Origin of the sequence: Alteromonas sp. M12, assembly GCF_037478005.1 — a bacterium.
GTDB classification, from domain to species: domain Bacteria; phylum Pseudomonadota; class Gammaproteobacteria; order Enterobacterales; family Alteromonadaceae; genus Aliiglaciecola; species Aliiglaciecola lipolytica_A.
On the sequence record NZ_CP144164.1, the window covers coordinates 3329231 to 3351498 of the forward strand.

Genomic DNA, 22268 nt, shown 5'->3' on the forward strand with positions numbered 1-22268 from the left:
CGGTTTAATTAAGCCGCTCTTTTTTAACCCATTGGATCACTTTAGGTTAGTGATTGTTGGGGTGTCTTGAGCCGGTAAAATAGCCAATAATTTAGGTTGGAACCTATTCGTATTTGGCTGATTTGCATATTGTTTAAGATATTTAAAAGTGATAAATGTGGTAATAAAAGCAGCTCCTACAACCCAAAGCTCATGCTTTAAGTCAATTAATGGCAACAAATATTGAGCGCCAATTGCGGTAGCAATCATCACCACTAGTGGCAATAAATAAATTAATGCAGAAGCGGTCAAAAGTTGATTTTCCGCCACCCCAAGTTTTACTCTTTGCCCTACCTTCGCCGCTTGATGGCACCTGAGGATGAGTTGTTCTTTCTTCGGTGTAAAAACTTTGGCAACAACACCAGTACCGCAGTTATCTTGCGCCTGACAACCGCCACATGTTGACTTTACTTCAGTTTCAACCCAAATATGATCTTTATCTACTGCAGTAATAACGCCAATTTCTTCAATCACTTTATTGCACCTGTGTTACCGAAGTAGCAATAGAATTAGCTGTACTGGCTGGAATTTTGCCAATCACCGTAACCAAAACAGCTCCCTGTTTTCTTGAATAATAAATATCTGAACCAAAGCGTGCAACGATATCACTTTCCGCTGAAGAAGCCGTTGCTTGTTGCATATAAACTGAAATATCAACTAAGCCATCACTTAACATTAAATATTCTAGCAAACCTGAATTATCAGGAAGCTGACGAACAGTATGTTTTATTTGTTGCATACCAACGGGAATAAACTCAACTTGCCAATGTTGCTCTGTATCTTCGACTGGCGCCAGCTCGATTACAGCAGGCATAGTTGCTGTTTCTAATTTGGCGAAATAAGGATCTGGTTGTTCAGTAACGCTTAACGCTGTAACTTGAATTTGTTCAACTTTTTGACCATTCAAATCAACCACGTTGATTTTTAACGGTAAACCCGTTTGTTGATCTAACCACAGATTATAGCCAAAACGGCTTTTATCTTTGCTTATCATACGAATTTGTTGCGCTGCTTTACCGGAAATTCGACTTTTTCCGATTATCACAAAGTCATAAGAACTTAATAAAGATTTCGGATCTGTTAACAGCACATTCGGCATAGGTCCAATGATATACCCTGAAGCTAAGCTATAAGGTGTGCGGTGAGACTCGAAATAACTGACCTTTTCACCAACCCGAACAACTTCGCGGCCCGGCCCATTCAACTGATCTAACTGCTCCATCTCAATGCCATCTTGGTTAACACCATGACGCCACAGATAAGGTTGCGGATCCGCACCAGGTTTAGACAAAACATAAGAAGCAGTGTAATTAAGATTTGCTTTAGCATCTGCCATTTTATCTAGCCACATTAAAACGTTTGGATCTTGAATTAATCCAACTTGTGCACTAGCCAATTTGACACAACTAAAAAATAGAAAAGCAGCCCAAAGATAGTTGGGCTGCAGAAAGTATTTATTCAGGAAGTTTCTCACGTTCTTGGTTTACTTCTGGTTGATTAGCTTCAGTTTTAACTTCATCTACCAAAGCACTTTCGTCTTGCAGATAACGTTGGCTATCTTTGAGCAAGACTTGCTCCATGTGGTCGTTGATAAACGCGTTAATACGACGTTGGTGGTCACGAACACTTACCGCTGGTGTAACCTGCGTTTGTTCCAAGCTTACCGGAGATAATCCCCCTTGTATGCCAGGGTATGACGCTGGTGCAGGATTAAAAATCTGTTGATCTTCTTGATTAAGCTGCTGCACACCGACAACCACTGCAACGGCAACAGAAGCTGCTATTGCTAATTGCCCGCCGGAACGAACTAGTGGGACCACATTGCTGATAACCGGTAAATCACGCCAAGTACGTTTAGGCGCTAAAATAGCAGGTTCAGACTCCAACGCAGCGGCAATAGATGCGCTTATGTCAAAATCCGCGCTTATTGGCATTTCTTTACGCATAGATTGACGAATAATGTGATAACGCTGCCATTTGGCACCCATTTCATCATCATTGAGGATATTCGAGACAAAGTTATCATCTTGACTCTCACCGTCAATAAATGCCGACAAATTTTCATGCTTATGCGTCATAAAAGGTTCCTGAATTAACGCTTCATTCTTCAACATTTTTTTACAAATGTCATTTATTTATCTTTCTAAGAGCGGGTTTAAGACTTTATCTATCGCCTCTCGCGCTCTAAAAATTCTTGATCGAACTGTTCCAACTGGGCAGTCCATCACATTGGCTATGTCTTCATAGCTCAACCCTTCCAACTCACGTAATGTTATAGCCATGCGTAAATCTTCGGGCAATTTATCCAGTGTATCAAATAACACTTTTTCAAGTTCTTCTGACATCAGACTGCGTTCAGGGGAGTTTTGTTCCTTTAACGCATCACTTCCGTCGTAATAATCTGCTTCTTCTGCATCCACATCACTGGCAGGGGGTTTTCTTCCCTGCGAAACTAAATAATTCTTTGCACTGTTAACCGCAATTCTGTAAAGCCAAGTGTAAAATGCACTTTCGCCCCGAAAGTTAGGTAAAGCTCTATAAGCTTTAATAAACGCTTCTTGGGTCACATCAGCTACATCACCTGAATTTTTGACATAACGTGAAACCAAATGCGCGACTTTGTGTTGGTACTTAGTGACCAACAAACCAAACGCATTTTTATCTCCGCGCTGCACTTTTTCAACAATCTGTTGATCCGTTATCTGCTCGCTCATTCGAGCCATCACTCCTTATACAAATACTACCACGGCTCCTGCAAGCACAAATATAGACTGTGCGTTTTGCGAAAAGTTCGATTTAAATTAAATTATTACAAACTTTCTATTCAAAGGCTTATTTTCACAAGCTGTCAATTCTGATAGGGTCTGCAAATTAATTCCAATTGGCTATTGTACTATATGAGCTCTACTGTTGAACATCGTTGTGACGTTTTGATTATTGGAAGTGGCGCGGCAGGCCTTTCTTTAGCATTAAAGTTAGCTGACAAATATAATGTAATAGTACTAAGTAAAAGTACATTGTCAGAGGGCTCTACCCGGTATGCACAAGGCGGTATAGCCGCTGTATTTGATGAACAAGACTCTATCGAATCCCATGTAAAAGATACCCTTGAAGCGGGGGCTGGGCTGTGTGAAGAGGACGCTGTTCGCTTTACCGCTAAACAAGCTAAACAGTGTATGCAGTGGTTAATTAATTACGGTGTTCCCTTCGATCAGGAAAAAGATGAACAAGGAAACGCCCGTTATCATTTAACCAGAGAAGGCGGACATAGCCACCGTCGAATTTTACATGCAGCCGATGCAACAGGCTTCGCAGTGCAAACTTCATTGCAAGAAGCCGTTATGCAGCATCCCAACATTCATCTGTTCGAACGTTACAATGCTATCGATTTAGTCCGTCATGAAGGCGCTCCCAATCAATGTTTGGGCGCATATGTATGGAACCGTAAAAAAGAACATGTTGAATTTATCCGCAGTCGTTTTACGGCGCTAGCAACAGGCGGTGCCAGTAAGGTCTACCAATATACATCGAATCCTGATGTTTCCAGCGGTGACGGTATCGCAATGGCTTGGCGTGCAGGTTGTTCTGTGGCAAATATGGAATTCAATCAATTTCATCCAACCTGTTTGTTCCACCCTGAAGCCAAAAACTTCCTCATTACCGAAGCGCTAAGAGGAGAAGGTGCATTTTTATGTCATGCAGATGGCAGCAAATTTATGCATAAATTTGATCCCAGAGGCGATTTAGCACCTCGAGATATTGTCGCACGGGCGATAGATTTCGAAATGAAACGCCTAGGAAAGGACTGCATGTATTTAGACATCAGTCATAAATCCGCAGATTTCATTGTGAAACATTTTCCCAATATTTATCGAAAGTGTCGTTCTTTAGGTATAGACATTACGCGCCACCCTATTCCTGTCGTACCAGCAGCCCATTATAGTTGTGGTGGTGTAAAAACCGATTTTAATGCAAAGACAGATTTAGATAACTTATATGCCATAGGTGAAGTCGCCTACACGGGTTTGCATGGTGCGAACCGCATGGCCAGTAATTCGCTACTGGAATGCGTTGTCTTTGCGCATGCCGCCGCCAATGATATTTTATCCAAAGCAGATATGCCGGTTTTCGAACAATCGATTCCGGCATGGGATGAAAGTCAAGTGGGCAACTCAGATGAGGAAGTAGTGATTCAACATAACTGGCATGAGCTGCGTCTATTTATGTGGGATTACGTTGGTATAGTGCGCACCAATAAACGATTAGAACGAGCGCTTCGTAGAATAGAATTGTTGCAACAAGAAATTCATGATTATTATGCTAACTTCCGAGTGAGCAATAATTTACTGGAGTTGCGAAACCTAGTCACAGTGGCAGAACTCATCGTTCGCTGTGCCATGAGTCGCAAAGAAAGTCGCGGACTGCATTATAACCTTGATTACCCAGATACCTTGGAAAAGGCCGAAGTAACCGTTCTTGCAGGCCGAAGCAGCACACCATCTCGACGACTGGACTCTTAACCGGTCGTACTATTGATTAATAATAGGAAGGTTACCGGCCTATTATTAATCTCTCTGCATTTTCGCTAAAACGTCATTTGTCCTTGCAAATGACACACCTTAGCGTCATCACTGGTCAGCGAGAATTGAGTAACAGCAGTGTCGTCGTCTGATTTCCACAAAGATACATTAGATGGCAAAAACAATGGCTTTATAAAGTTAACTGCAACGCTGAACTCATCGCCAATATGTTCTTGAAACTCTGAAATACTCCTCGCCTTGCTCCACATTCCGTGAGCAATGGCCGACTTAAAACCAAATAATTTGGCGCTGGTTTGACTCAAGTGTATTGGATTAAAATCGCCAGAAACTTTGCCATACTTGCGGCCAACAGCAGAATCACAATGCCATTGATTAACAGGTGATGAGCCGCTTTGTAGCTGGTAAGGTCGAGAATGGGATTTTCCACTGAAGGATTTTTTATCAACCGCTAATAGCTCACTCTCTGAGTGCCATATTAGTTGCTGTTGCTGATAACATTTAGATTCTATTTTGAAGCTAATGCCTTTTATACGTCGTTCAAAGCTAACTATGTTACTTTCTAGTTCCACATTCATTGAAAGATCTAGCGCAGTAAGAACGTCGATCTTATTGCTTAAGTGGACAATGCCCAAAAGCGCAAAAGGAAATCGGTCATCAAGCATTAACTGCATATGTTGTTTGAAGGCATACAAATGTAAAAAACAAGGATGTAATGGGGTTGATAGCGTTTCTTGCCAGTGCACGATTTTGTGGTAAGCCTGTATTTTCGATTCATCTACCCTACCGAGCTTCTGACGAACGCCCAGTTCTACATTCGGTAAAAGTGCAGAATCGAACACCAAAGGTTGGCTTCTTTTTAGCCCCGCTTTTAGGAAATCCAACATATTTAATTAATCACTCTTCAAACACATTAACTGTCCAATGATTGTTGCTGGCAGCGCAGAACAATGCGACATAGTCGTCTGAAATCATGCTCAGAAACTTGGTCTTTGGCTAGCCACATAAACATTGGCGGTTTATTAAGTATACTTTTTTGAAAGTGCAAGCAGATAAAAGCACCGCAAATTTTACTTTTTTGGCTGATTCGATAGCATCCTGAGGAAGCGCCTTGCAACCAATTCACTTCGCCAACAGAACTCAGACTCATGACGCTTATCGAAGCTTCGCCTTGGGTTTTGAATATCCAGCGAATGCCGAATAACAATGTAACAAGCGTTGCGATAGTTTGTAGCATGATTTGCGCAGGAATCACCGAGGCTTTCCAGAACCAAAAGGTTAACATCAAAAAGCTTATCCAACTGATTTGCAGGCAAATCATTAGACGGCTCTTTGCAATGCTAATTCTATACTTTGACACGACTCAAGATATGTTCAACCATTTGCGCAAGTTCGGGATCTTCGCACTCTTGATGCCCCATGAACCATGCAAATAAATCAGGATCATCACTGGTCAATAAACGTTCAAACACCAATTGTTGAGATTCATCTAAATCGTCAAAGGCTTCCTCAACAAACGGCATAAAAAGGACGTCAAGTTCAAGCATGCCTCGTCGACATGCCCACTTCAATCTAGACACTCTTTTTTTATCAAACATCCTGGCTCCAGGTAATAACATTAAACAAAATGGGATAGCTATTTTACTCAACAGAGTCTTGCATAATTAGCTTACGGCAATTGTATTCTGATTATCGTAAAAAATCTCAGACAAATTAACGATAGACTTGCATCTGAGTCGCAAAACCCCATTATAGTGGACAAGATAGATAGATTAACAAGGTATTAGCAAATATGCAGTCTAGTTTTTCAACACCTGATAGTTTTTGTGGTGAACTAAGTCACTTGGGAATAATTTCCGTTGAAGGTGAAGAGGCAGTGAGTTATCTGCAAGGAAAAGTCACTAACGACATGGAATCGTTAACTGAAGATCAGAGCCAACTTGGTTGTCACTGTGATTTCAAAGGTAAAACGTGGAATATTTTTCATGCCCTAAAAACGACTAATGGAGTCGATTTACTGTGTCACCGCGAAAGTATCCCAGCGTCCTTGGCAGAACTCAAAAAATACGGCGTATTTTCAAAGGTAGAGTTTAGCGACTCATCGAACCAATGGCATTATTTCGGTTTATCAGGTGCCCAGTCAGAACAGGCAATCGAAGCCCACTTTGGGGTGATCCCTGACAAACATTTGCAAGTTGTGTCCACACAACAAGGCAAAGTGATTCGATTTGATACGCCACACACTAGATATTTGGTTCTAGCGCACGATAAACTCGCGCAACAATTGACGCAAGAACTGACCACGTCAGAAATGGCAGAAAAGTATTGGGAAGCGGCAGATATACTCAGTGGTTTAGCAAATATTCAGGCTGCCACATCTGAACAATTCGTACCTCAAATGATGAATTTGCAAGCTCTCCAGGCAATTAGTTTTGACAAAGGCTGTTACATGGGTCAAGAAGTCGTTGCGCGAACAAAGTATTTGGGAAAAAACAAACGAGCAGCTTTTATCCTGAAGTCCGAGAATACCACTTCAGTACTTGCAGGCGACATTTTAGAGGCTAAAATGGGTGATAACTGGCGACGAAGTGGTACAGTATTACGCAGTGCTTCATTAGAACATGGAACTTGTGTCTTAGCTATTTTGCCAAATGATACAACTGCAGAGCAAATATTCAGGGCTAAAGACACCCCTGAGCAATTATTTACATTACAGCCTTTGCCCTACAATCTTGATTAAATTATCGGGTTTTACCGATCTAACAATATAGAGAATAACGTTATATGCTAATTTCAGAAAACGCCATTGTTACAATGCACTTTACCGTAAAAACCCAAGATGGTACCCAAATTGATTCATCGCGAGACGGAGAACCAATGGTTTATATGCAAGGTAGCCAATATCTTATCAAAGGGTTAGAAGACGCGTTAGAAGGCCGTCAACCAGGCGATAAATTTGCTCTAGATGTTGCCCCAGAGCTAGCATATGGCGAGCGTCATGACGAGCTAGTACAATTAGTACCTAAAACCATGTTTGACGGCATGGAAGTAGAAGTGGGTATGACCTTTAGGGCAACGACTGACGATGGAGAACAGTCTGTGATGGTGATTGATGAGACCGATGACGAAGTTGTTATTGATGGTAATCACCCTCTTGCTGGCGTTTCCCTCAATTTCGATGTGGAAATTTTAGAAGTAAGAGAAGCAACAGATGACGAAATTGCCCATGGACATCCGCACACCGAAGGTGGCTGTGGACATCACCACTAGTCATTTTCTGCGAAGTTAAATTAAGTGAAAATCAACTTTGTGGTTGGTTTTCCTTATCATCTTATTTAAACCGCCTCTTCATTTTCTTCGCCGGTGCGGATGCGAATCGCTCGTTCGATGCTAGACACAAAAATTTTACCATCTCCAATTTTTCCCGTTCGAGCCCTGTCCATGATGACTTCTATGGCGCGTTCAACCAATTCATCAGGTACTATCATTTCTATTTTATGCTTGGGCAAAAAACCAATGTGATATTCAGCCCCTCGATACAGTTCAGAATGCCCTTTTTGCCTACCAAACCCTTTAACTTCGGTCACTGTCATACCTGAAATCCCAATTCCAGAAAGTGCCTCTCGCACGTCTTCCATTTTAAAAGGTTTAATAATTGCTTCGATTTTTTTCATCAAATGTCCTTAGGATTCTGCAATAAGCAAACATGCTTGAAGGCAGGTGTATTGACAAGATTGCCAACACACCTAAATTTACATTTAATTTACATCAGGTTAATAAAATATGCCAACGGCATTTATGCAGGTCGAAATAAAACACTACCGTTTTTGAAAAACCAGTGCGGTTAAAGCTACACCGAGGAAACTAACATCTGGTGATTAATCATAAATAGTGGGAATAGGTACCCTTTTATGCTGGGTCTTAGTAAATATTTCTATTAGTTTTAGCTCCACATCTTCGGAAACCTCTTTGCCTTCTAAGAAGTCGTCAATTTGATCGTAAGTCATGCCTAAAGCCTGCTCATCTGCTTTTTGCGGTGCTAAGGTTTCAAGATCTGCAGTGGGTGCCTTATGTACAATCTTATCGGGTGCGCCTAGAAACGCAGCGATTTGTCTGACTTGGCGTTTGTTTAAACCAAATAGAGGAACTAAATCACAGGCTCCATCACCATACTTGGTGTAAAAACCAGTAATGTTTTCTGCAGAATGATCAGTGCCAAGCACTAGACCATCCATCATCCCAGCTATCTCATACTGCACGATCATGCGTGAACGCGCTTTAACATTTCCTTTTACAAAATCTTGTTTATGAGGATTATCAGGAAGCAGCCCAGCTTTGGCTAACGAACCACAGGTTTGTTCGTGAAGCGCATCTGCACCAGGTTGAATATTCACACTGACAGCATGGCTTGGCTGAATAAAATCAATACTGATTTGCGCATCTTCTTCGTCGGCTTGAACACTGTATGGGAGGCGCACTGCGACAAACTGATATCCACCATTAGATTGTTTATTCAATCCATCAACAGCTAATTGAGCTAAACGCCCTAACGTACAAGAATCAATCCCTCCACTAATCCCCAACACTAACGTTTTCATTCCAGAAAGCGTGAGTTGGTTCTGAATAAATGCGACTCGCTTCTCAATTTCTTTTTGAGGATCTATTTCAGGAAGTACGTGCATTTCTTCTAAAATGGCTTTTTTGTGCATCTCAGTTCTCGTTTTTAAGGTTATTAGGCTGGATATGACGTTCAATTAGCGAACGCTTAAACATAATGAGGCTATAGATTTTGAATCTAATTTTTAATGCCTTTTTACAAATTAATTTTCTCAGATACTTTGATGTGTAATTGTATACCTAAAATAAGTTTAAATAAGTTATTGTATTCTCCAATAACTAAATTTTTTAATTCAGTAAATAAGCAAATAACATTTGGAGTATCTTTGAAAAGCGCAAACATCTCGTTGATGTCCAATACTTTACAAAAAGGCGTCACGCTTGTCGAATTAATGATAGGTTTGGCCATCGTTGCCATTGTTTTAACTATTGCTGTTCCTGCCGCCCAAGGCATCATTATCAAAAGCCGTATAGTATCAGAAGTCAATGAAATCAGCGGTGTTATTCAATTTGCGCGAGCTAACGCTGTGGATGAACAGCTTGCCACTATTATATGTCCCACCTCTGACTTTTCAACCTGTTCAAATAATTGGAATCAGGTAAAAATGGTGTTTGGTGATGAAGATGGCAATGGCTCAAGAGGTGATGACGAAGATATCTTGGTGGCGACTTCGCTGATATCAAACAACAATTATGTAACCGGCCCTGCTCAAGCGATTCTATTCAATCCTAATGGATCCGCGAACGCCTTAGCAACTATTCTTATTTGTCACAATAGTAAGGAGGCTACCTATGCCAGACAGCTTACAGTTACTCCTCAAGGCAGAGTGAAAATGAGTCAAGATGCAGATAAAAATGGCGTGCATGAAAGCATTAGCGGCGGAGCATTAAGTTGTAGCTAATGATAGTTAGCCAACATAATTAAAACTCAACTCACTATTCGATTTTGCTGATGGCTTTCAGTTTTTTTTCAAATTGCTCTAAATGTTCGGCTTTCTCATAATCAAAGTGATATTGGTTATGAAAACCGAAACGCAAACTGACCAATGCGTCCTCCAGATAAACCGTGTAACCATCATGGTCAGTGTAGGCTTTGACCCCTTGAAAAAGGTAGCCATCTTTTACAGCTTCGCCTTTGTCACGAATTTTTTCGAACACATTTAAAATAAAACGGCTGTCTAATTCATTTTTCACATAAGCCTCCACAATCTGCTAGCACGAGTAAATCAGCGTTAAGTCGCAACAACACTATGTTAAATTGAGTTAAGGTTATCTGAAATTGTAACGTAAGCCGATGTAAGCCCCGTTTTGTTCAAAACCTTGTTCTCCACGGATATGTTCAACTTCGGTACGAAGTAACAGATTAACCCCGAGATAGAAATCGAAGCCAATTCCAATCTGTCCGGCCGCTACGCCCTCATCAAATTCACATAAGTTGTAACTTTCGCCTGTACCAATAGTAAATGGGGTTGCCGTACCAAATTCACAACCCTCCCCTTCGGTAAGGGTTTGGCCTTCAATATCAACGTTCAATATTCCTAACCGATAAAACAGTTCACCATAATTGCTACTGGCTTTTCCTAAAACTGAAATCCCTAAAGCATCAGCGTTAAGCCCAAAGTCAGCTGCATTTACGCCTTCAACTGTCGTGGGTAATTGTTCAATCATTGATTGTTTGGAAAGCTGATGATAGCCAAATTCTGCATACCATTTTTCAGCGAATTGGTAGCCCACCGCTAATTTATAACTAGTAGTGTTAGCGCTAGTTGATGCTAAATTGGCTTTGGCGTAGCCCAGAGTCGTTACACCATACATATTGTCTGTAGCAACAGCATGACCGCTCATAATTAATGAAGTGGCAATAAAAAGACAACGAGAGTGTTTCACACATAATCCTTCAAATTGAGCTAAAAACACAGCAATATTGTATGTCTATATTTAGCTGGAGTGGGAAAAAATCTAAACTAATTTTAAACCTCATATTAACCCAATTTTTCGAGGATGTGCTTATTTTTTCAAGCAAAATTAAAATCAATCAGAGTTTTAAAGCGACAAATAAATAAAGTAAAATTGGTATTTACTTACTGTATATTCTTATTCGGCAGATGTTTAACTGCTGCAAATATTAAGTGAAACTAAACAATCATTTGTAATTTCACTAAAGTAATTAAACTAAATCTTGTTTGGTAAATTAACAGCGCATTTGCGCTTACACCGCAAGCATAGTTTAATTGGATGTTAATTGACTGGTCCATTCTATTGAAAATACACATAAATCCAATAAAAGGCTTGGTTATTATTGTTTGTATTTATTTATCCGGCTGTGCTTCAAATAAAGATTCTCAGTTGCACATTCGACATGTATTTGACAAACAAATAACCCCTTCGAGTGCAGGATTCGAATTTGTTATGACTTGGTTCTTGCCGCCAGCGGAGCTTTTTGGCAGCCAACAAAATAGCGTGTTTGCGAATATGGGTTTGCGATCGCGGAATTCACAAGTACCGCGACTTTCCCTAGATAACGAAACGCGACTAAGATTAGAAGACATTGCAATCCAGCGATTGGAAAACGAACTTGAATCTAATCGAATGTGCCCACATGGATATAAAATTGACCAAATCAAATGGCTCGAACGCTCTATTGGGTTTATTGGTAAGTGCCAATAACTCAATATCAAATCAATAGCTGTTACAGAGGAAACAAATATGGAAACCATTAAGACACGCGCTGCCGTAGCTTGGGAAGCTGGAAAACCACTTAGTATCGAAGTAGTCGATCTAATGCCGCCTCAAAAAGGCGAAGTGTTAGTCAAGATAGTGGCAACGGGCGTTTGTCATACCGATGCGTATACGCTATCTGGAGATGATCCTGAAGGGCTTTTCCCAGCGATTTTAGGCCACGAAGGGGCAGGAATTGTTGAAGCAGTAGGTGAAGGTGTGACTTTAGTCGAAGTGGGTGACCACGTGATTCCTTTGTATACGGCGGAGTGTGGAAAATGCAAATATTGTTTATCGGGTAAAACCAACTTATGCCAGGCTATTCGAGCCACTCAAGGCCAAGGTTTAATGCCTGATGGCAGCACCCGTTTTTCTAAAAATGGAAAGCCTATATACCACTATATGGGCACATCCACTTTTGCCGAACATACTGTTGTACCAGAAATAGCCCTTGCGAAAATTCCCAAGGAAGCTCCTTTGGAAAAAGTGTGTTTGTTGGGATGCGGGGTCACCACAGGAATGGGCGCAGTTAGCAATGCAGCCAAAGTCCAAGAAGGCGACACTGTTGCAGTATTTGGCTTAGGCGGAATTGGCTTGTCAGTGCTAATAGGTGCCAGAATGGCCAAAGCAGGTCGCATTATCGCCATTGATATTAATGAAGACAAATTTGAAATCGCTAAACAACTGGGCGCGACCGATGTCATTAACCCAAAAGATTACGACAAGCCGATTCAAGAAGTGATTGTGGATATGACCGAAGGTGGTGTTGACTATTCATTTGAATGTATTGGTAATGTGAAGGTTATGCGCTCCGCACTGGAATGCTGCCATAAAGGTTGGGGAGAGTCAGTGATTATTGGTGTCGCTGGTGCTGGCCAAGAAATTTCCACCCGCCCTTTCCAACTTGTGACTGGCCGAGTTTGGCGTGGAACGGCCTTTGGCGGTGTGAAAGGTCGCAGCCAATTACCCGATTATGTGCAACGGTATATGGATGGTGAATTCGAACTCGATACATTCATCACCCATACAATGGGTTTGGAAGACATTAATAAAGCCTTCGACTTAATGCACGAAGGTAAGTCTATTAGATCGGTGGTACATTTCTAATGTCAGTTTTGGAACTAACCTCTTCAATTAAATCATTCGGTGGTCAACAGCAGCGTTTTAAGCACCAATCGAGCGTGCTGGATTGCGAAATGAACTTGAGTGTTTATGTGCCCCCACAAGCTGAACAAAACAAGCCCTTACCGGTAATTTATTGGTTAAGTGGGCTTACCTGTACCGACGAGAACTTCGTAACTAAAGCTGGTGCGGCGCGAGTAGCGGCTGAACTGGGGTTGATTATTGTATCTCCCGATACTAGCCCTAGAGGCGATGAGGTTGCGGATGATGAAGGCTATGATTTAGGTAAAGGGGCTGGTTTTTATTTAAACGCTACCCAGGCACCGTGGAATGCTCATTATCATATGTATGATTACATTGTGGATGAGTTGCCCAAATTAATTAATCAAACCTTTAATTGCATGCCAAAAGTAGCATTAGCAGGACACTCTATGGGTGGCCACGGTGCGCTCACTTTGGGTCTATCTAACATGCAAAAATACACCTCTATTTCTGCATTTTCGCCAATTGTAAATCCATTGAATTGCCCTTGGGGTGAAAAAGCGTTCCGCGCTTATTTAGGGGATGATATTAGTGCATGGGAACAGTACGACGCGTGTACATTGCTGCAGCAACAAGGTCAATTTTTGCAACTGCCAATATTAATTGATCAGGGTTTAGATGATAACTTTTATGAGAGTCAGAAATTAACCAAGCCGTTTGACGAACTAGCTAAAAAAATGCACTACCCAGCCACGGTCAATTACCATCCAGGTTATGACCACAGCTACTTTTTCATCGCTAGTTTTATTGAAGATCATCTGCGTTTCCATCACAAATTTTTGACCGCAGTAGAGTAGCGAAAACGAATTATGTTGAACATCTACACACGCACTTAATAAATCAAAAAGCCCCTGTTTAACAGGGGCTTTTTATTCTCACCTATGCCCATACTATGACGGGTCAATTACACTTAATGTTGATGGTGCTGATCAGGTAAAGACTCTAAGTAGGTCACCAAATGATCGATTTCTTTAGGCTTCAAAAATCCGCCCCAAGGTGGCATTAATGGACTTTTTCCTACCGCAGCGCCGCCTTCCACAATTATCGATTTTATAGCTGTAGTATCCGTATTGTGGTGATATAAAGGCGAAGTGAAATCGGGCATTGGAACACCTAACAAGGCTGCATCAGGCCCTTTACCATCGCCTTTGACACCGTGACAGCGAGCACAGTTAACCGCAAACAATCCGGCGGTCGCATTTTGATCATATCCTTCTGGCGTATTATCAACTTCTTCTCTAAAAACGTTGGCTTGATCTGCATGAACCAGTTGCAATACTTCACCACTTGGCTCGGATGCGGCTCCTAATGTTGTGACTAAAATCTCTCCGCCACTTAGCTGCACCACCGAGCTTATTCCGCGTTGCGCATATTGATTTGCCCTAGCAATCAATTCAACACTTTCTACTTGCGGTTTATCTGAATCCATCACAAATACTTTCGCCGAATAATTATCCGCAAAAACATATTTGTCTTTCAATTTTGGGTACATATCAGAACGATTTACAATTCCGCCAATAACGGCTCTGTCATAAGCGTTGTGCTCGTATGTATAAACTGGGCCTTGTTGTGGGATATCGAGTGTTTCCCAAGCTTTAACGCCACTTTCACTGCGCCCTTCAATTACCGGGAATTGATAATGTTTACCGGCTTCAATTTTGTTTACTTCTTCCCAAATAGTTGAACCTACATCACCTAGCCAAAGGTCATTTGTCAGCGGGTCGAACTTGAACCGAAACGGATTACGTAGGCCTAACGCATAATATTCGTTACGTATGTTGTCATTATCCCAAAACGGATTATCTTTAGGAATATAGTAATTCTGAACTGTCCCATATTGCATAGGTGCATCAATTGGATTGCTCTTTTCAGGATCCATGTCAACATCAATACGTAAAATACCAGAGCGCAGCACTTCAGAGGATGTGGTCGCTTCGGGCGGATGTACACCTTCACCTAAACCAATATACAGAAATCCATCTGCGCCAAATTCCATAGCGCCACCATTGTGGAAGCCTGAATCGTTTCGAATCAAATCGAATAAAATAGTTTCCGAAGCAGTATTCATCTGGGCATCTTGCGAGGTGATTTCGAAACGAGAAATACGATTATGTTGTATATTCTCCTCCCGAGTGTCGGTGTAATAAAGATAAATGAATGGTTTAGGCGCAGTTGAATCGGCAAATTTTGGGTGAAAATCAAAGCCAATCGCACCATTTTCCATTTCTACTTCACCCATGAATTCTGAAACATCAACAACTATCTGCGCGTCATCTCCATCGGCATTGGCTATTTTTTTGATTTTTCCGCCTCTTTCTAACACGTAAACAGTACCGTCATTTTCCGGACCTTCACGTACCAACACAGGTTGTGCAAATTTGAGCTTAGGTAAGTAATTTTTGAATCCCCAATCAGATGTCTCCACTGGGTTAAACCAAATACGGACTTGAGTAATAGCATTGGCAATATCGCGATCGGATGTAAACGCTTTGCCCATTCCCAGTGGAACGAGGAAGTAAATCAATGCCAATATACCAGTTACGCTAAAAACACGCCTAAATGTGGCCGCAATACCACTTCCTAAGCTGCCTAAAATTGAACCACTAAACAACAAGCTCTGCATCACTACGAATGCCAGTAGATAAAACAGCGTTGCGAACAAGCCAATAGCTGCGATTAACTGCGGATCATAATTGATTGTTGTCGCGAGGAACAAATACAGCGACGCTGTTGTGTAAGCATATAAAAACCAGATGTACTCATTTGCGAAACGTTTAGCGCTTGAAAAAGCACTACTACCATTACGCCAAAATGCTAGACCAATTTGGATTGCATAGGTAATCACAAAAATCTTTACAATTTGCAGCATATCAGCGTGACTCACGTATACATCGGGGAGATGTAATATGCTATCTGGAATAATCTCAAAAGTTTTGGTAAAGCTAAAACTTAGAGATACTGTGAGAGCAATTAAAATAAGCTGTATAAGTGTGCTTAAAATAAAATATTGACGACTAGTGTTTGACACATTCAATCCTATAAAATTTATAAACCTAACAGTTTTTAGAAGTAGGTTCTAACTGCGCACCTTTAATTTAACTATATTAAAAGCGCCCTTCGACTAAACACAAGAAAATTCGTTTTTTTCAACAAATTCAACGGTGTAATTTTCGACTTGTTGTTTAAACTCTTTACTTGAAAAAGTATGATCGGCTTTTGAGATACGATGAACAGTGGTATCACTGCCGTTTAATTTTTTCCATGCCTTATTATTAAGCGTCTGTTGTTCAAACTCTTTTGCTGTCAAATCAACCCCACTCAATACTAAACAAACTTTACCTGTAAATGTTTGTAGGCCCTTTTGCATTTGAGCTTGATAACTTTGTTGTTGATTATCTTGACTCGAAACACTGTCGCTAACAAAACCTTTTGCATCTCCAAGACTGCTAGCCACATTCACTTTTCCACGAATCAGTTTCAACCAAAACTCTTTTGAAAGTAACCTTTGTACATAATAATATTTCAACATTGTTTTGCCCATTGCAGCGTCACTTCTTAACCATGGGTTTAGCAAAAACAAGCCTTTAATACGGCTGTCTTGTGGCGCATAAATCATCGCAGCCGATGCTGCATCACAGAGTCCCCAAATCACAATAGATTCTATACCAAGCTGAGCACACATATGATCACATGCAGCTTTAATATCTTCGTTAATCTCATCAAAAGACTTTTTATCACCTTCACTGTCGCCCATTCCAGTGTAGTCAAATCTCAACGAAGCAATGTTTGCTTTGGCTAACGCCCGGGAAAGTTGCACAAATTGTCGATGACTGCCAACACGATACTGAGGGCCTCCGACGACTATAAGTACTGCGGTTTTCAAAGGGGTAGAAGGCTTATGCAAAATCCCCATTAATTGAACTTCACCACTATTAATAACCACAGCTGACTCAATACTATCAGGCGTCATCATAATTCTCCCTGTAACGCATTTAGTGTGGGTTGATGCAATTGACTCTGCTCGAATATTTCTGGAATTTGCCAAAAAGCTGAGCCTTCAAAACAAACAATTTTAAGAAATTGTTGATCCCACTCTTTAGTCTGAATATTAACCGCAGGGGTAATTGAGGCACTTGCCAACTCAAACCATGTGACTGGGCAGGGTAAATTTAACGATTTAGATACTTCAAGGTTGTCGATAGAAGCAAGTAGGTCTGAGCTAATTTCATAACCTGCCACCTCAACATTAACACCCGACATTATGCGCTCACGCCAATTGACTTTTTGCTCTCCCTGCATCATTGAGTTTGCTTGTTTTAAACGTAAGAATTGCGTCATAAACTGCTTACCTTTAGTAACAGGTTTCCACAATAGAACATCTTTCACTGGCAAAATTTGGTTAATGGTCTGTAGCTCTCTTAATGCCAACAATCCACCGAAACGCAGCCCCCAAAGAGTAATATTTTCGATACCTAAGGATTTCAGCCACTGCGCGACACAAATGATATTTTCTCGCCAAATAGCAGCATTGACTTGCTCGATTTCTTTTTCACTGTCACCCGTTCCAAGATAGTCCAGCGCAAAGACGCTGTAGCCTTGTTTGGCTAAAAACAAAGCTTGCTTTGCAACTATTGCTCTACTTAGATTTAGCTCTTCGAAAATAGATGGAAGCAGTAAAATTGTCTTTTGCGGATTTGTTTGCCCATATTGACTGACAAACAAGTTACCTTCGGCACTAGGTAGGAAATAACCTTTAATCACATTTGCTTCCTATAGGTACATGTTTTTTAAGGAAGATAATAATATCTCATTAGATTTGAAAAGACATCGGCGATGCTAAAACAGTATTAAACTGTTTTAGCATCGCTCTGATAATTCTACTTTATTATCACTTTTTAGTTAACTGAAGCAACAATATAGCAATTTAGCCAAACATACCTTAGCATAAGCCTAGGAATTCTCAGTTTTTCATGAAGAAAAACTATATCAGGCACAGTTTAGCGGAATCACATGGCAGTAAAATTTTTAAAACCCCTTGCCGATGCAAGTCAATTTCCGGCCCCCAGCGTTACAGCCACTCCTAAATTTAGATTGAGCGATTTAGATTTGGCGCAACACACTCAAGGGGATGTAAGGGAAACCACATTTACCCGAAATGGCCGCGGCGCAATAGGTATAGCAGGAACTGCGTTAAGAAAGGAAAATGTAAATAATGTCATTCTCATTCCTGCTTATCACTGCCCTGCGTTAGTTGAACCTTTCATCTGGTTAGGCTACGAAATCCGATTTTATTCAGTACAGGCTGATTTATCTGTCGATATCGCCGTTTTAGAGCAAGCAATGGCAAAAGGGGATATTACCCACTGTGTGGTAGTGAGATATTTTGGATTTGGTCAGAATAACAATGAAGTAATTCAATATTTACATACTCAGTCGGTAGAAATAATAGAAGATTGTGCCCATTCCTTATTTAGATTTGTCGACCATTTCGCAGATTCAGGTAAACGAGTGCCGGATGTTAGCGCTAGTATCTGCAGCATCAACAAAATATTGCCCACAATAGATGGTGGAGCTTTATATCTAAAAGATAAATATGAAGCAAAATTAACTCATGTCGGCTGGTCAGAAGAAGCTAAAGCTTGCGCATTCATTGTCGGGATCCCGCAAATGCTTGCCAAAGTAAAAAGCCTAGTTAACCAATCTAAACCAGAACAAGTCCCTCAAATCTCGGATCCAGCCGAAGAGGATGCTCACTTACGTTATTTTCAACCAATTGACTTAGCATCTGCGAGTTACCGTCACACTAAAACCATATTCTGTCACAGTAATTTAAAGCATATACGCAAGCAAAGACGTGAAAATTTCGAATTCATTGTAAAAAACATTGATAATCCCGAGGTAGGCAATGCGTTATTCAAGCAATTGAATGATGAAGATATTCCTTACGTTATTCCTTTTTTGCTGCAAGATGAAAAGTACTTTTTTGATTTACGTAAAAAAGGCATACAAATACTTAGGTGGGAAGAAGTTGCGATTAGTGATTGTAATATAAGTCAAGATTACCGCTCGAGACTTATACAAGTACCATGTCATCAGCAACTTTCCAACCGACAGCTAAATTTCATTGTCGACACTTTCAATCAATTGCGCCCCCAAGGATAGTTATGAATTGGTCAGTTTTAAGTTGTTCTGAATTTTCTACCCATCAACAAGCTTGGGAAGATCTAAATCGTAAAACCATGAATCTAGCGTTTTTTGAACCTGACTTTGTCAATGGGCTAATTACCCACTTTTTTGATGGAAGCGAAAAACTAGTAGTTGCTTACCAAAACGATGAATTGCAACTCGCCGGATTTTTTAAAGCCTTAGGCAAAGGACGATGGGCTACAGCCATGCCCTCGCAATGCCCATTAGGGTTGTTTTTACATCGTGAACAGCACGTTAGTAGTGATCTGATGAAATCATTATGCTCTGCCCTACCAGGTAAAGTAGCAATGTTAGATATGCTACAGATGGATTCCAAATACACCCAGTTCACACCTGCAGATGATTTTGAACTCATGCCTTATATCACTTCGGGTAATCGCCCCATTCCTGAAGATTTTGACACGTATTTTCAATCACTTGGAAAAAATATGCGGCAGAACTACAACAAAGTGATTAATCGCGCAGCCCGTGCCGAAGATACATTATCTTGGCAGAAAGTAACTAAGCCAGCGGAGGTTAAGCAAGCTATAATCAAGTATGGTGAGCTGGAAAGTAACGGCTGGAAAGGCGAAGAAGGTACAGCTATATCGCCTGACAATACGCAAGGAAAATTCTATCAACAAGCATTAAGTAATTTGGCAGAGCAAGGTAAAGCATGTTGTTGGTATTATTTAATTAATGAAGAAATAGTCGCTGTGGATTTATGTATTCAGCAAGATGACTGTTTAATTATTTTAAAAACCACCTATAACGAACAATTTAATAAACAATCTCCCGCGCTGATGCTTAAAATTGAAATGATAAAGCATTATTCTCAACAAAGAGAACTCGAAGGAATCAATAACATAGAGTTTTACGGAAAAGCGATGGAATGGCACAAGCGGTTAGATTCGACATTAAGAGAAATAGAGCATGTCACCTATTTCCCGAATAAATTGCTTAAAAGTGCCATAAACCTAATTAAAAAAGTGAAAAAGTAATTATAAGATTATGAAAAACTCAGTTTCCGTAATTATTCCATTTTATCAACGAAGCATGGGCCTACTTAAGAAAGCATTGCTTAGCGTTGCGCAGCAAAGTGCATTTTCGCAAATTGATAAAGTTATTGTTGTAGATGATGGTTCCCCCATCGGTGCGCGAGAGGAAATTGAGCAACTAAACAACAATCAACCATTGCTCGAAAAAATTCAGTTGATTGAAAAGCCAAACGGTGGCGTTGCGTCAGCTCGAAACGCGGGTATCGATGCGGTATCGGCTGAAGTAAAGTATGTTGCTTTGCTTGACCCCGATGATGTTTGGTTACCAGATCATCTAGAACTTGCTTTGGAGGCTTTAAGATCTGGAAGTGATTTCCACTTTAATAACTTCACACATATTGGCCAAACCGTTGGCGCTTTTGAGCGCGCAGGATACATAACACCAAGTGAACATCCTCCGTTAGACAATGAATACAATCATACTTATAAAGGTGATATTGTTCGCCAGATAACCACTGCCAACGTAATTGGCGCTTCATCAGTGATTTATGACATCAAGAAACACAAAGATTGTCGTTTTAAAACAGATTTTCAATTTGCTGGTGAAGATTATCTAATGTGGCTTGATATTACACGCAATACCGATGGTATTAGTTTTACAAATAAAATAACCACTCACTGCGGTGAAGGGATCAATTTGTTTTCTGGTGCAGCTTGGTGCAGTGCCCATTTAAGCAAACGGTTATTCGATGAAATTAATTATCGCTATTTTTTACTGCAGAATATTGCGATGACAGAGTCTAATCGCCGAAGAGTTGCAGAAATGCTTTTCGACAATCGAAATGCGTATATTGGCAACTTACAATCTATGCTGAAAAGGCTTAAACTCTCCGGAATTGTTTTGCTTTTGAAACACTTTACGTACAATAAACCTTTTCGCGACACGTTTTTAAAACGAATTAAATAGCTGACGTTTAAATGCAACTCACCTGTGGTGACATTTACACTTAGTATTAGGAATATACGTTGAAACTAATAGTACAAATTCCCTGCTACAACGAAGAACATACATTGCCTGCGACATTCAATGATATTCCCAAAACGATTGAGGGAATTGATCAGGTAGAAATTATGATTATTGATGATGGTTCCAAAGATCGAACCATCGAAGTTGCCAAAGAACTTGGCGTAGATCATATCGTTATTAATAAGAATAACAGAGGATTAGCCCGCACCTTTCGTAAAGGTATCGATGAATGTCTTAAATTGGGAGCCGATATTATTGTTAATACCGACGGCGACAACCAATATGCGGGATGGGACATACCTAAACTGATCCAGCCGATACTCGATCATAAAGCAGATGTTGTAGTGGGAGATCGTCGCACTGGACAAATTGACCACTTTTCCGGATTAAAGAAATTTTTACAGCGACTTGGCAGTTTTGTAGTGCGTCAACTTTCTGGAGTAGATGTACCCGATGCAGTAAGTGGGTTCCGAGCCTATAGCCGAGAAGCCGCTCTGCAGTTAAATATTGTATCGCCTTTCAGCTACACCATTGAAGCCTTAATCCAAGCTGGCAAAAAACACATGGCAGTGACATCCGTACCTGTTGACACAAACGAAAAAACGCGGGAATCAAGACTCTTTACCAGCATACCTAAATTTATTGAACGTCAACTAACAACTATTGTGCGCATGTACACCATGTACCAGCCACTAAAAGTGTTCTTTTTTATAGCGTTAACCCTATCCATTCTGGGTTTTATTCCTATCGTACGATTTTTATATTTTTACTTTACCGGTGATGGCAGTGGACATATACAATCACTCATTCTTGGCGGTACCTTGTCAATTTTAGGTATTATTACTTTTTTGATTGCATTGTTAGCTGACCTTATTAATTTTAATCGTCAATTGATAGAACAAAGCCTAGAGAAAATTAGAAGGTTGGAATTGAAATTGATGGAACAAGATAAAGCGAACAAAAAGTAACCATCAGCAAATT

At 40.5% G+C, this 22268-nt stretch carries 25 protein-coding genes; 11 read left to right on the forward strand and 14 right to left on the reverse strand.

Translation table 11 applies throughout. From position 1 onward, the window contains the following. Positions 1–36 precede the first annotated feature (36 nt). Genes VUI23_RS14360 through rpoE form a run of 4 tightly spaced genes read right to left on the reverse strand, consistent with a single transcriptional unit; the run spans position 37 to position 2753 of the window. On the reverse strand, positions 37–513 hold the full coding sequence (locus VUI23_RS14360; protein WP_342804774.1) for a SoxR reducing system RseC family protein: 477 nt from the start codon (positions 511–513) through the stop codon (positions 37–39). A gap of 1 nt (position 514) precedes the next feature. Further along, positions 515–1435 (reverse strand): MucB/RseB C-terminal domain-containing protein, encoded by a 921-nt coding sequence (locus VUI23_RS14365; RefSeq protein WP_342804775.1) that lies wholly within the window; start codon positions 1433–1435, stop codon positions 515–517. A 58-nt stretch (positions 1436–1493) separates the two neighbouring features. Then, the gene (locus tag VUI23_RS14370; protein WP_216048136.1) at positions 1494–2117 is read right to left on the reverse strand and encodes an RseA family anti-sigma factor; all 624 of its coding nucleotides are present in this window, start codon (positions 2115–2117) and stop codon (positions 1494–1496) included. Between the two features lie 57 nt (positions 2118–2174). Continuing rightward, a complete protein-coding gene (gene rpoE, locus VUI23_RS14375) occupies positions 2175–2753 on the reverse strand; it encodes an RNA polymerase sigma factor RpoE (protein WP_216048135.1) in 579 nt (192 codons plus the stop codon). Positions 2754–2936: 183 nt separating this feature from the next. Here rpoE and nadB point away from each other — a divergent pair, with 183 nt between their 5' ends. Continuing rightward, positions 2937–4559 (forward strand): L-aspartate oxidase, encoded by a 1623-nt coding sequence (gene nadB / locus VUI23_RS14380; protein WP_216048134.1) that lies wholly within the window; start codon positions 2937–2939, stop codon positions 4557–4559. A 65-nt stretch (positions 4560–4624) separates the two neighbouring features. Here nadB and VUI23_RS14385 read toward each other — a convergent pair whose 3' ends face one another. The 3 genes from VUI23_RS14385 to VUI23_RS14395 are packed head-to-tail and all read right to left on the reverse strand — an operon-like array spanning position 4625 to position 6175. Continuing rightward, the gene (locus tag VUI23_RS14385) at positions 4625–5464 is read right to left on the reverse strand and encodes a MaoC/PaaZ C-terminal domain-containing protein (RefSeq protein WP_342804776.1); all 840 of its coding nucleotides are present in this window, start codon (positions 5462–5464) and stop codon (positions 4625–4627) included. Positions 5465–5490: 26 nt separating this feature from the next. Further along, entirely contained in the window at positions 5491–5898 is a 408-nt protein-coding gene (locus VUI23_RS14390) for a protein YgfX (protein WP_216048132.1), read from the reverse strand. A gap of 25 nt (positions 5899–5923) precedes the next feature. Continuing rightward, complete coding sequence (locus VUI23_RS14395; protein ID WP_216048131.1) at positions 5924–6175, reverse strand: succinate dehydrogenase assembly factor 2; 252 nt, start codon at positions 6173–6175, stop codon at positions 5924–5926. Positions 6176–6369: 194 nt separating this feature from the next. Between VUI23_RS14395 and ygfZ the strand changes: the two genes are divergently transcribed. Then, positions 6370–7317, forward strand: a complete 948-nt coding sequence (ygfZ, locus tag VUI23_RS14400) for a tRNA-modifying protein YgfZ (protein ID WP_342804777.1) — start codon at positions 6370–6372, stop codon at positions 7315–7317. Between the two features lie 44 nt (positions 7318–7361). Beyond that, complete coding sequence (locus tag VUI23_RS14405; RefSeq protein WP_216048129.1) at positions 7362–7847, forward strand: peptidylprolyl isomerase; 486 nt, start codon at positions 7362–7364, stop codon at positions 7845–7847. A 65-nt stretch (positions 7848–7912) separates the two neighbouring features. Here the strand turns inward: VUI23_RS14405 and VUI23_RS14410 are convergent, their stop codons facing one another. Next, complete coding sequence (locus VUI23_RS14410) at positions 7913–8251, reverse strand: P-II family nitrogen regulator (RefSeq protein WP_342804778.1); 339 nt, start codon at positions 8249–8251, stop codon at positions 7913–7915. Between the two features lie 204 nt (positions 8252–8455). After that, the gene (gene nadE, locus VUI23_RS14415) at positions 8456–9286 is read right to left on the reverse strand and encodes an ammonia-dependent NAD(+) synthetase (RefSeq protein WP_216048127.1); all 831 of its coding nucleotides are present in this window, start codon (positions 9284–9286) and stop codon (positions 8456–8458) included. A 234-nt stretch (positions 9287–9520) separates the two neighbouring features. On the opposite strand from nadE, the gene VUI23_RS14420 reads away from it, so the two are divergent. Continuing rightward, positions 9521–10096, forward strand: a complete 576-nt coding sequence (locus tag VUI23_RS14420) for a GspH/FimT family pseudopilin (protein WP_252729072.1) — start codon at positions 9521–9523, stop codon at positions 10094–10096. A gap of 34 nt (positions 10097–10130) precedes the next feature. On the opposite strand, the gene VUI23_RS14425 is transcribed toward VUI23_RS14420, so the two are convergent. After that, positions 10131–10388: a DUF3081 domain-containing protein gene (locus VUI23_RS14425; RefSeq protein WP_342804779.1), complete on the reverse strand. Its 258-nt coding sequence runs from the start codon at positions 10386–10388 to the stop codon at positions 10131–10133. A 75-nt stretch (positions 10389–10463) separates the two neighbouring features. After that, positions 10464–11081, reverse strand: a complete 618-nt coding sequence (locus tag VUI23_RS14430) for a translocation/assembly module TamB (RefSeq protein WP_216048125.1) — start codon at positions 11079–11081, stop codon at positions 10464–10466. 372 nt (positions 11082–11453) lie between these two features. Between VUI23_RS14430 and VUI23_RS14435 the strand changes: the two genes are divergently transcribed. From VUI23_RS14435 to fghA, 3 genes are read left to right on the forward strand one after another with little or no spacing between them, the layout of a single operon-like run. Continuing rightward, positions 11454–11861 (forward strand): hypothetical protein, encoded by a 408-nt coding sequence (locus VUI23_RS14435; RefSeq protein ID WP_216048124.1) that lies wholly within the window; start codon positions 11454–11456, stop codon positions 11859–11861. A gap of 39 nt (positions 11862–11900) precedes the next feature. Further along, positions 11901–13019, forward strand: a complete 1119-nt coding sequence (locus tag VUI23_RS14440) for an S-(hydroxymethyl)glutathione dehydrogenase/class III alcohol dehydrogenase (RefSeq protein ID WP_342804780.1) — start codon at positions 11901–11903, stop codon at positions 13017–13019. Beyond that, positions 13019–13873 carry an S-formylglutathione hydrolase gene (fghA, locus tag VUI23_RS14445; protein WP_342804781.1) on the forward strand — a complete coding sequence of 285 codons (855 nt, stop codon included), beginning with the start codon at positions 13019–13021 and terminating at the stop codon, positions 13871–13873. Before VUI23_RS14440 ends, fghA begins: the two co-directional genes overlap by 1 nt. A gap of 113 nt (positions 13874–13986) precedes the next feature. Here the strand turns inward: fghA and VUI23_RS14450 are convergent, their stop codons facing one another. The 3 genes from VUI23_RS14450 to VUI23_RS14460 form a co-directional block, all read right to left on the reverse strand. Then, positions 13987–16104 carry a PQQ-dependent sugar dehydrogenase gene (locus VUI23_RS14450; RefSeq protein WP_342804782.1) on the reverse strand — a complete coding sequence of 706 codons (2118 nt, stop codon included), beginning with the start codon at positions 16102–16104 and terminating at the stop codon, positions 13987–13989. Between the two features lie 93 nt (positions 16105–16197). Next, positions 16198–17049, reverse strand: a complete 852-nt coding sequence (locus VUI23_RS14455; protein WP_342804783.1) for a hydrolase 1, exosortase A system-associated — start codon at positions 17047–17049, stop codon at positions 16198–16200. Next, entirely contained in the window at positions 17046–17837 is a 792-nt protein-coding gene (locus VUI23_RS14460; RefSeq protein WP_216048121.1) for a hypothetical protein, read from the reverse strand. The genes VUI23_RS14455 and VUI23_RS14460 overlap by 4 nt, the downstream gene beginning before the upstream one ends. A 249-nt stretch (positions 17838–18086) precedes the next feature. Between VUI23_RS14460 and VUI23_RS14465 the strand changes: the two genes are divergently transcribed. The 4 genes from VUI23_RS14465 to VUI23_RS14480 are packed head-to-tail and all read left to right on the forward strand — an operon-like array spanning position 18087 to position 22255. Beyond that, on the forward strand, positions 18087–19238 hold the full coding sequence (locus tag VUI23_RS14465) for a DegT/DnrJ/EryC1/StrS family aminotransferase (RefSeq protein WP_342804784.1): 1152 nt from the start codon (positions 18087–18089) through the stop codon (positions 19236–19238). 2 nt (positions 19239–19240) lie between these two features. Continuing rightward, positions 19241–20263, forward strand: coding sequence for a GNAT family N-acetyltransferase (locus VUI23_RS14470; protein ID WP_342804785.1), 1023 nt, complete (start codon positions 19241–19243; stop codon positions 20261–20263). A 10-nt stretch (positions 20264–20273) separates the two neighbouring features. Then, a complete protein-coding gene (locus VUI23_RS14475) occupies positions 20274–21227 on the forward strand; it encodes a glycosyltransferase family 2 protein (protein WP_342804786.1) in 954 nt (317 codons plus the stop codon). 59 nt (positions 21228–21286) lie between these two features. Further along, positions 21287–22255 (forward strand): glycosyltransferase family 2 protein, encoded by a 969-nt coding sequence (locus VUI23_RS14480; protein ID WP_216048117.1) that lies wholly within the window; start codon positions 21287–21289, stop codon positions 22253–22255. Positions 22256–22268 lie beyond the last annotated feature (13 nt).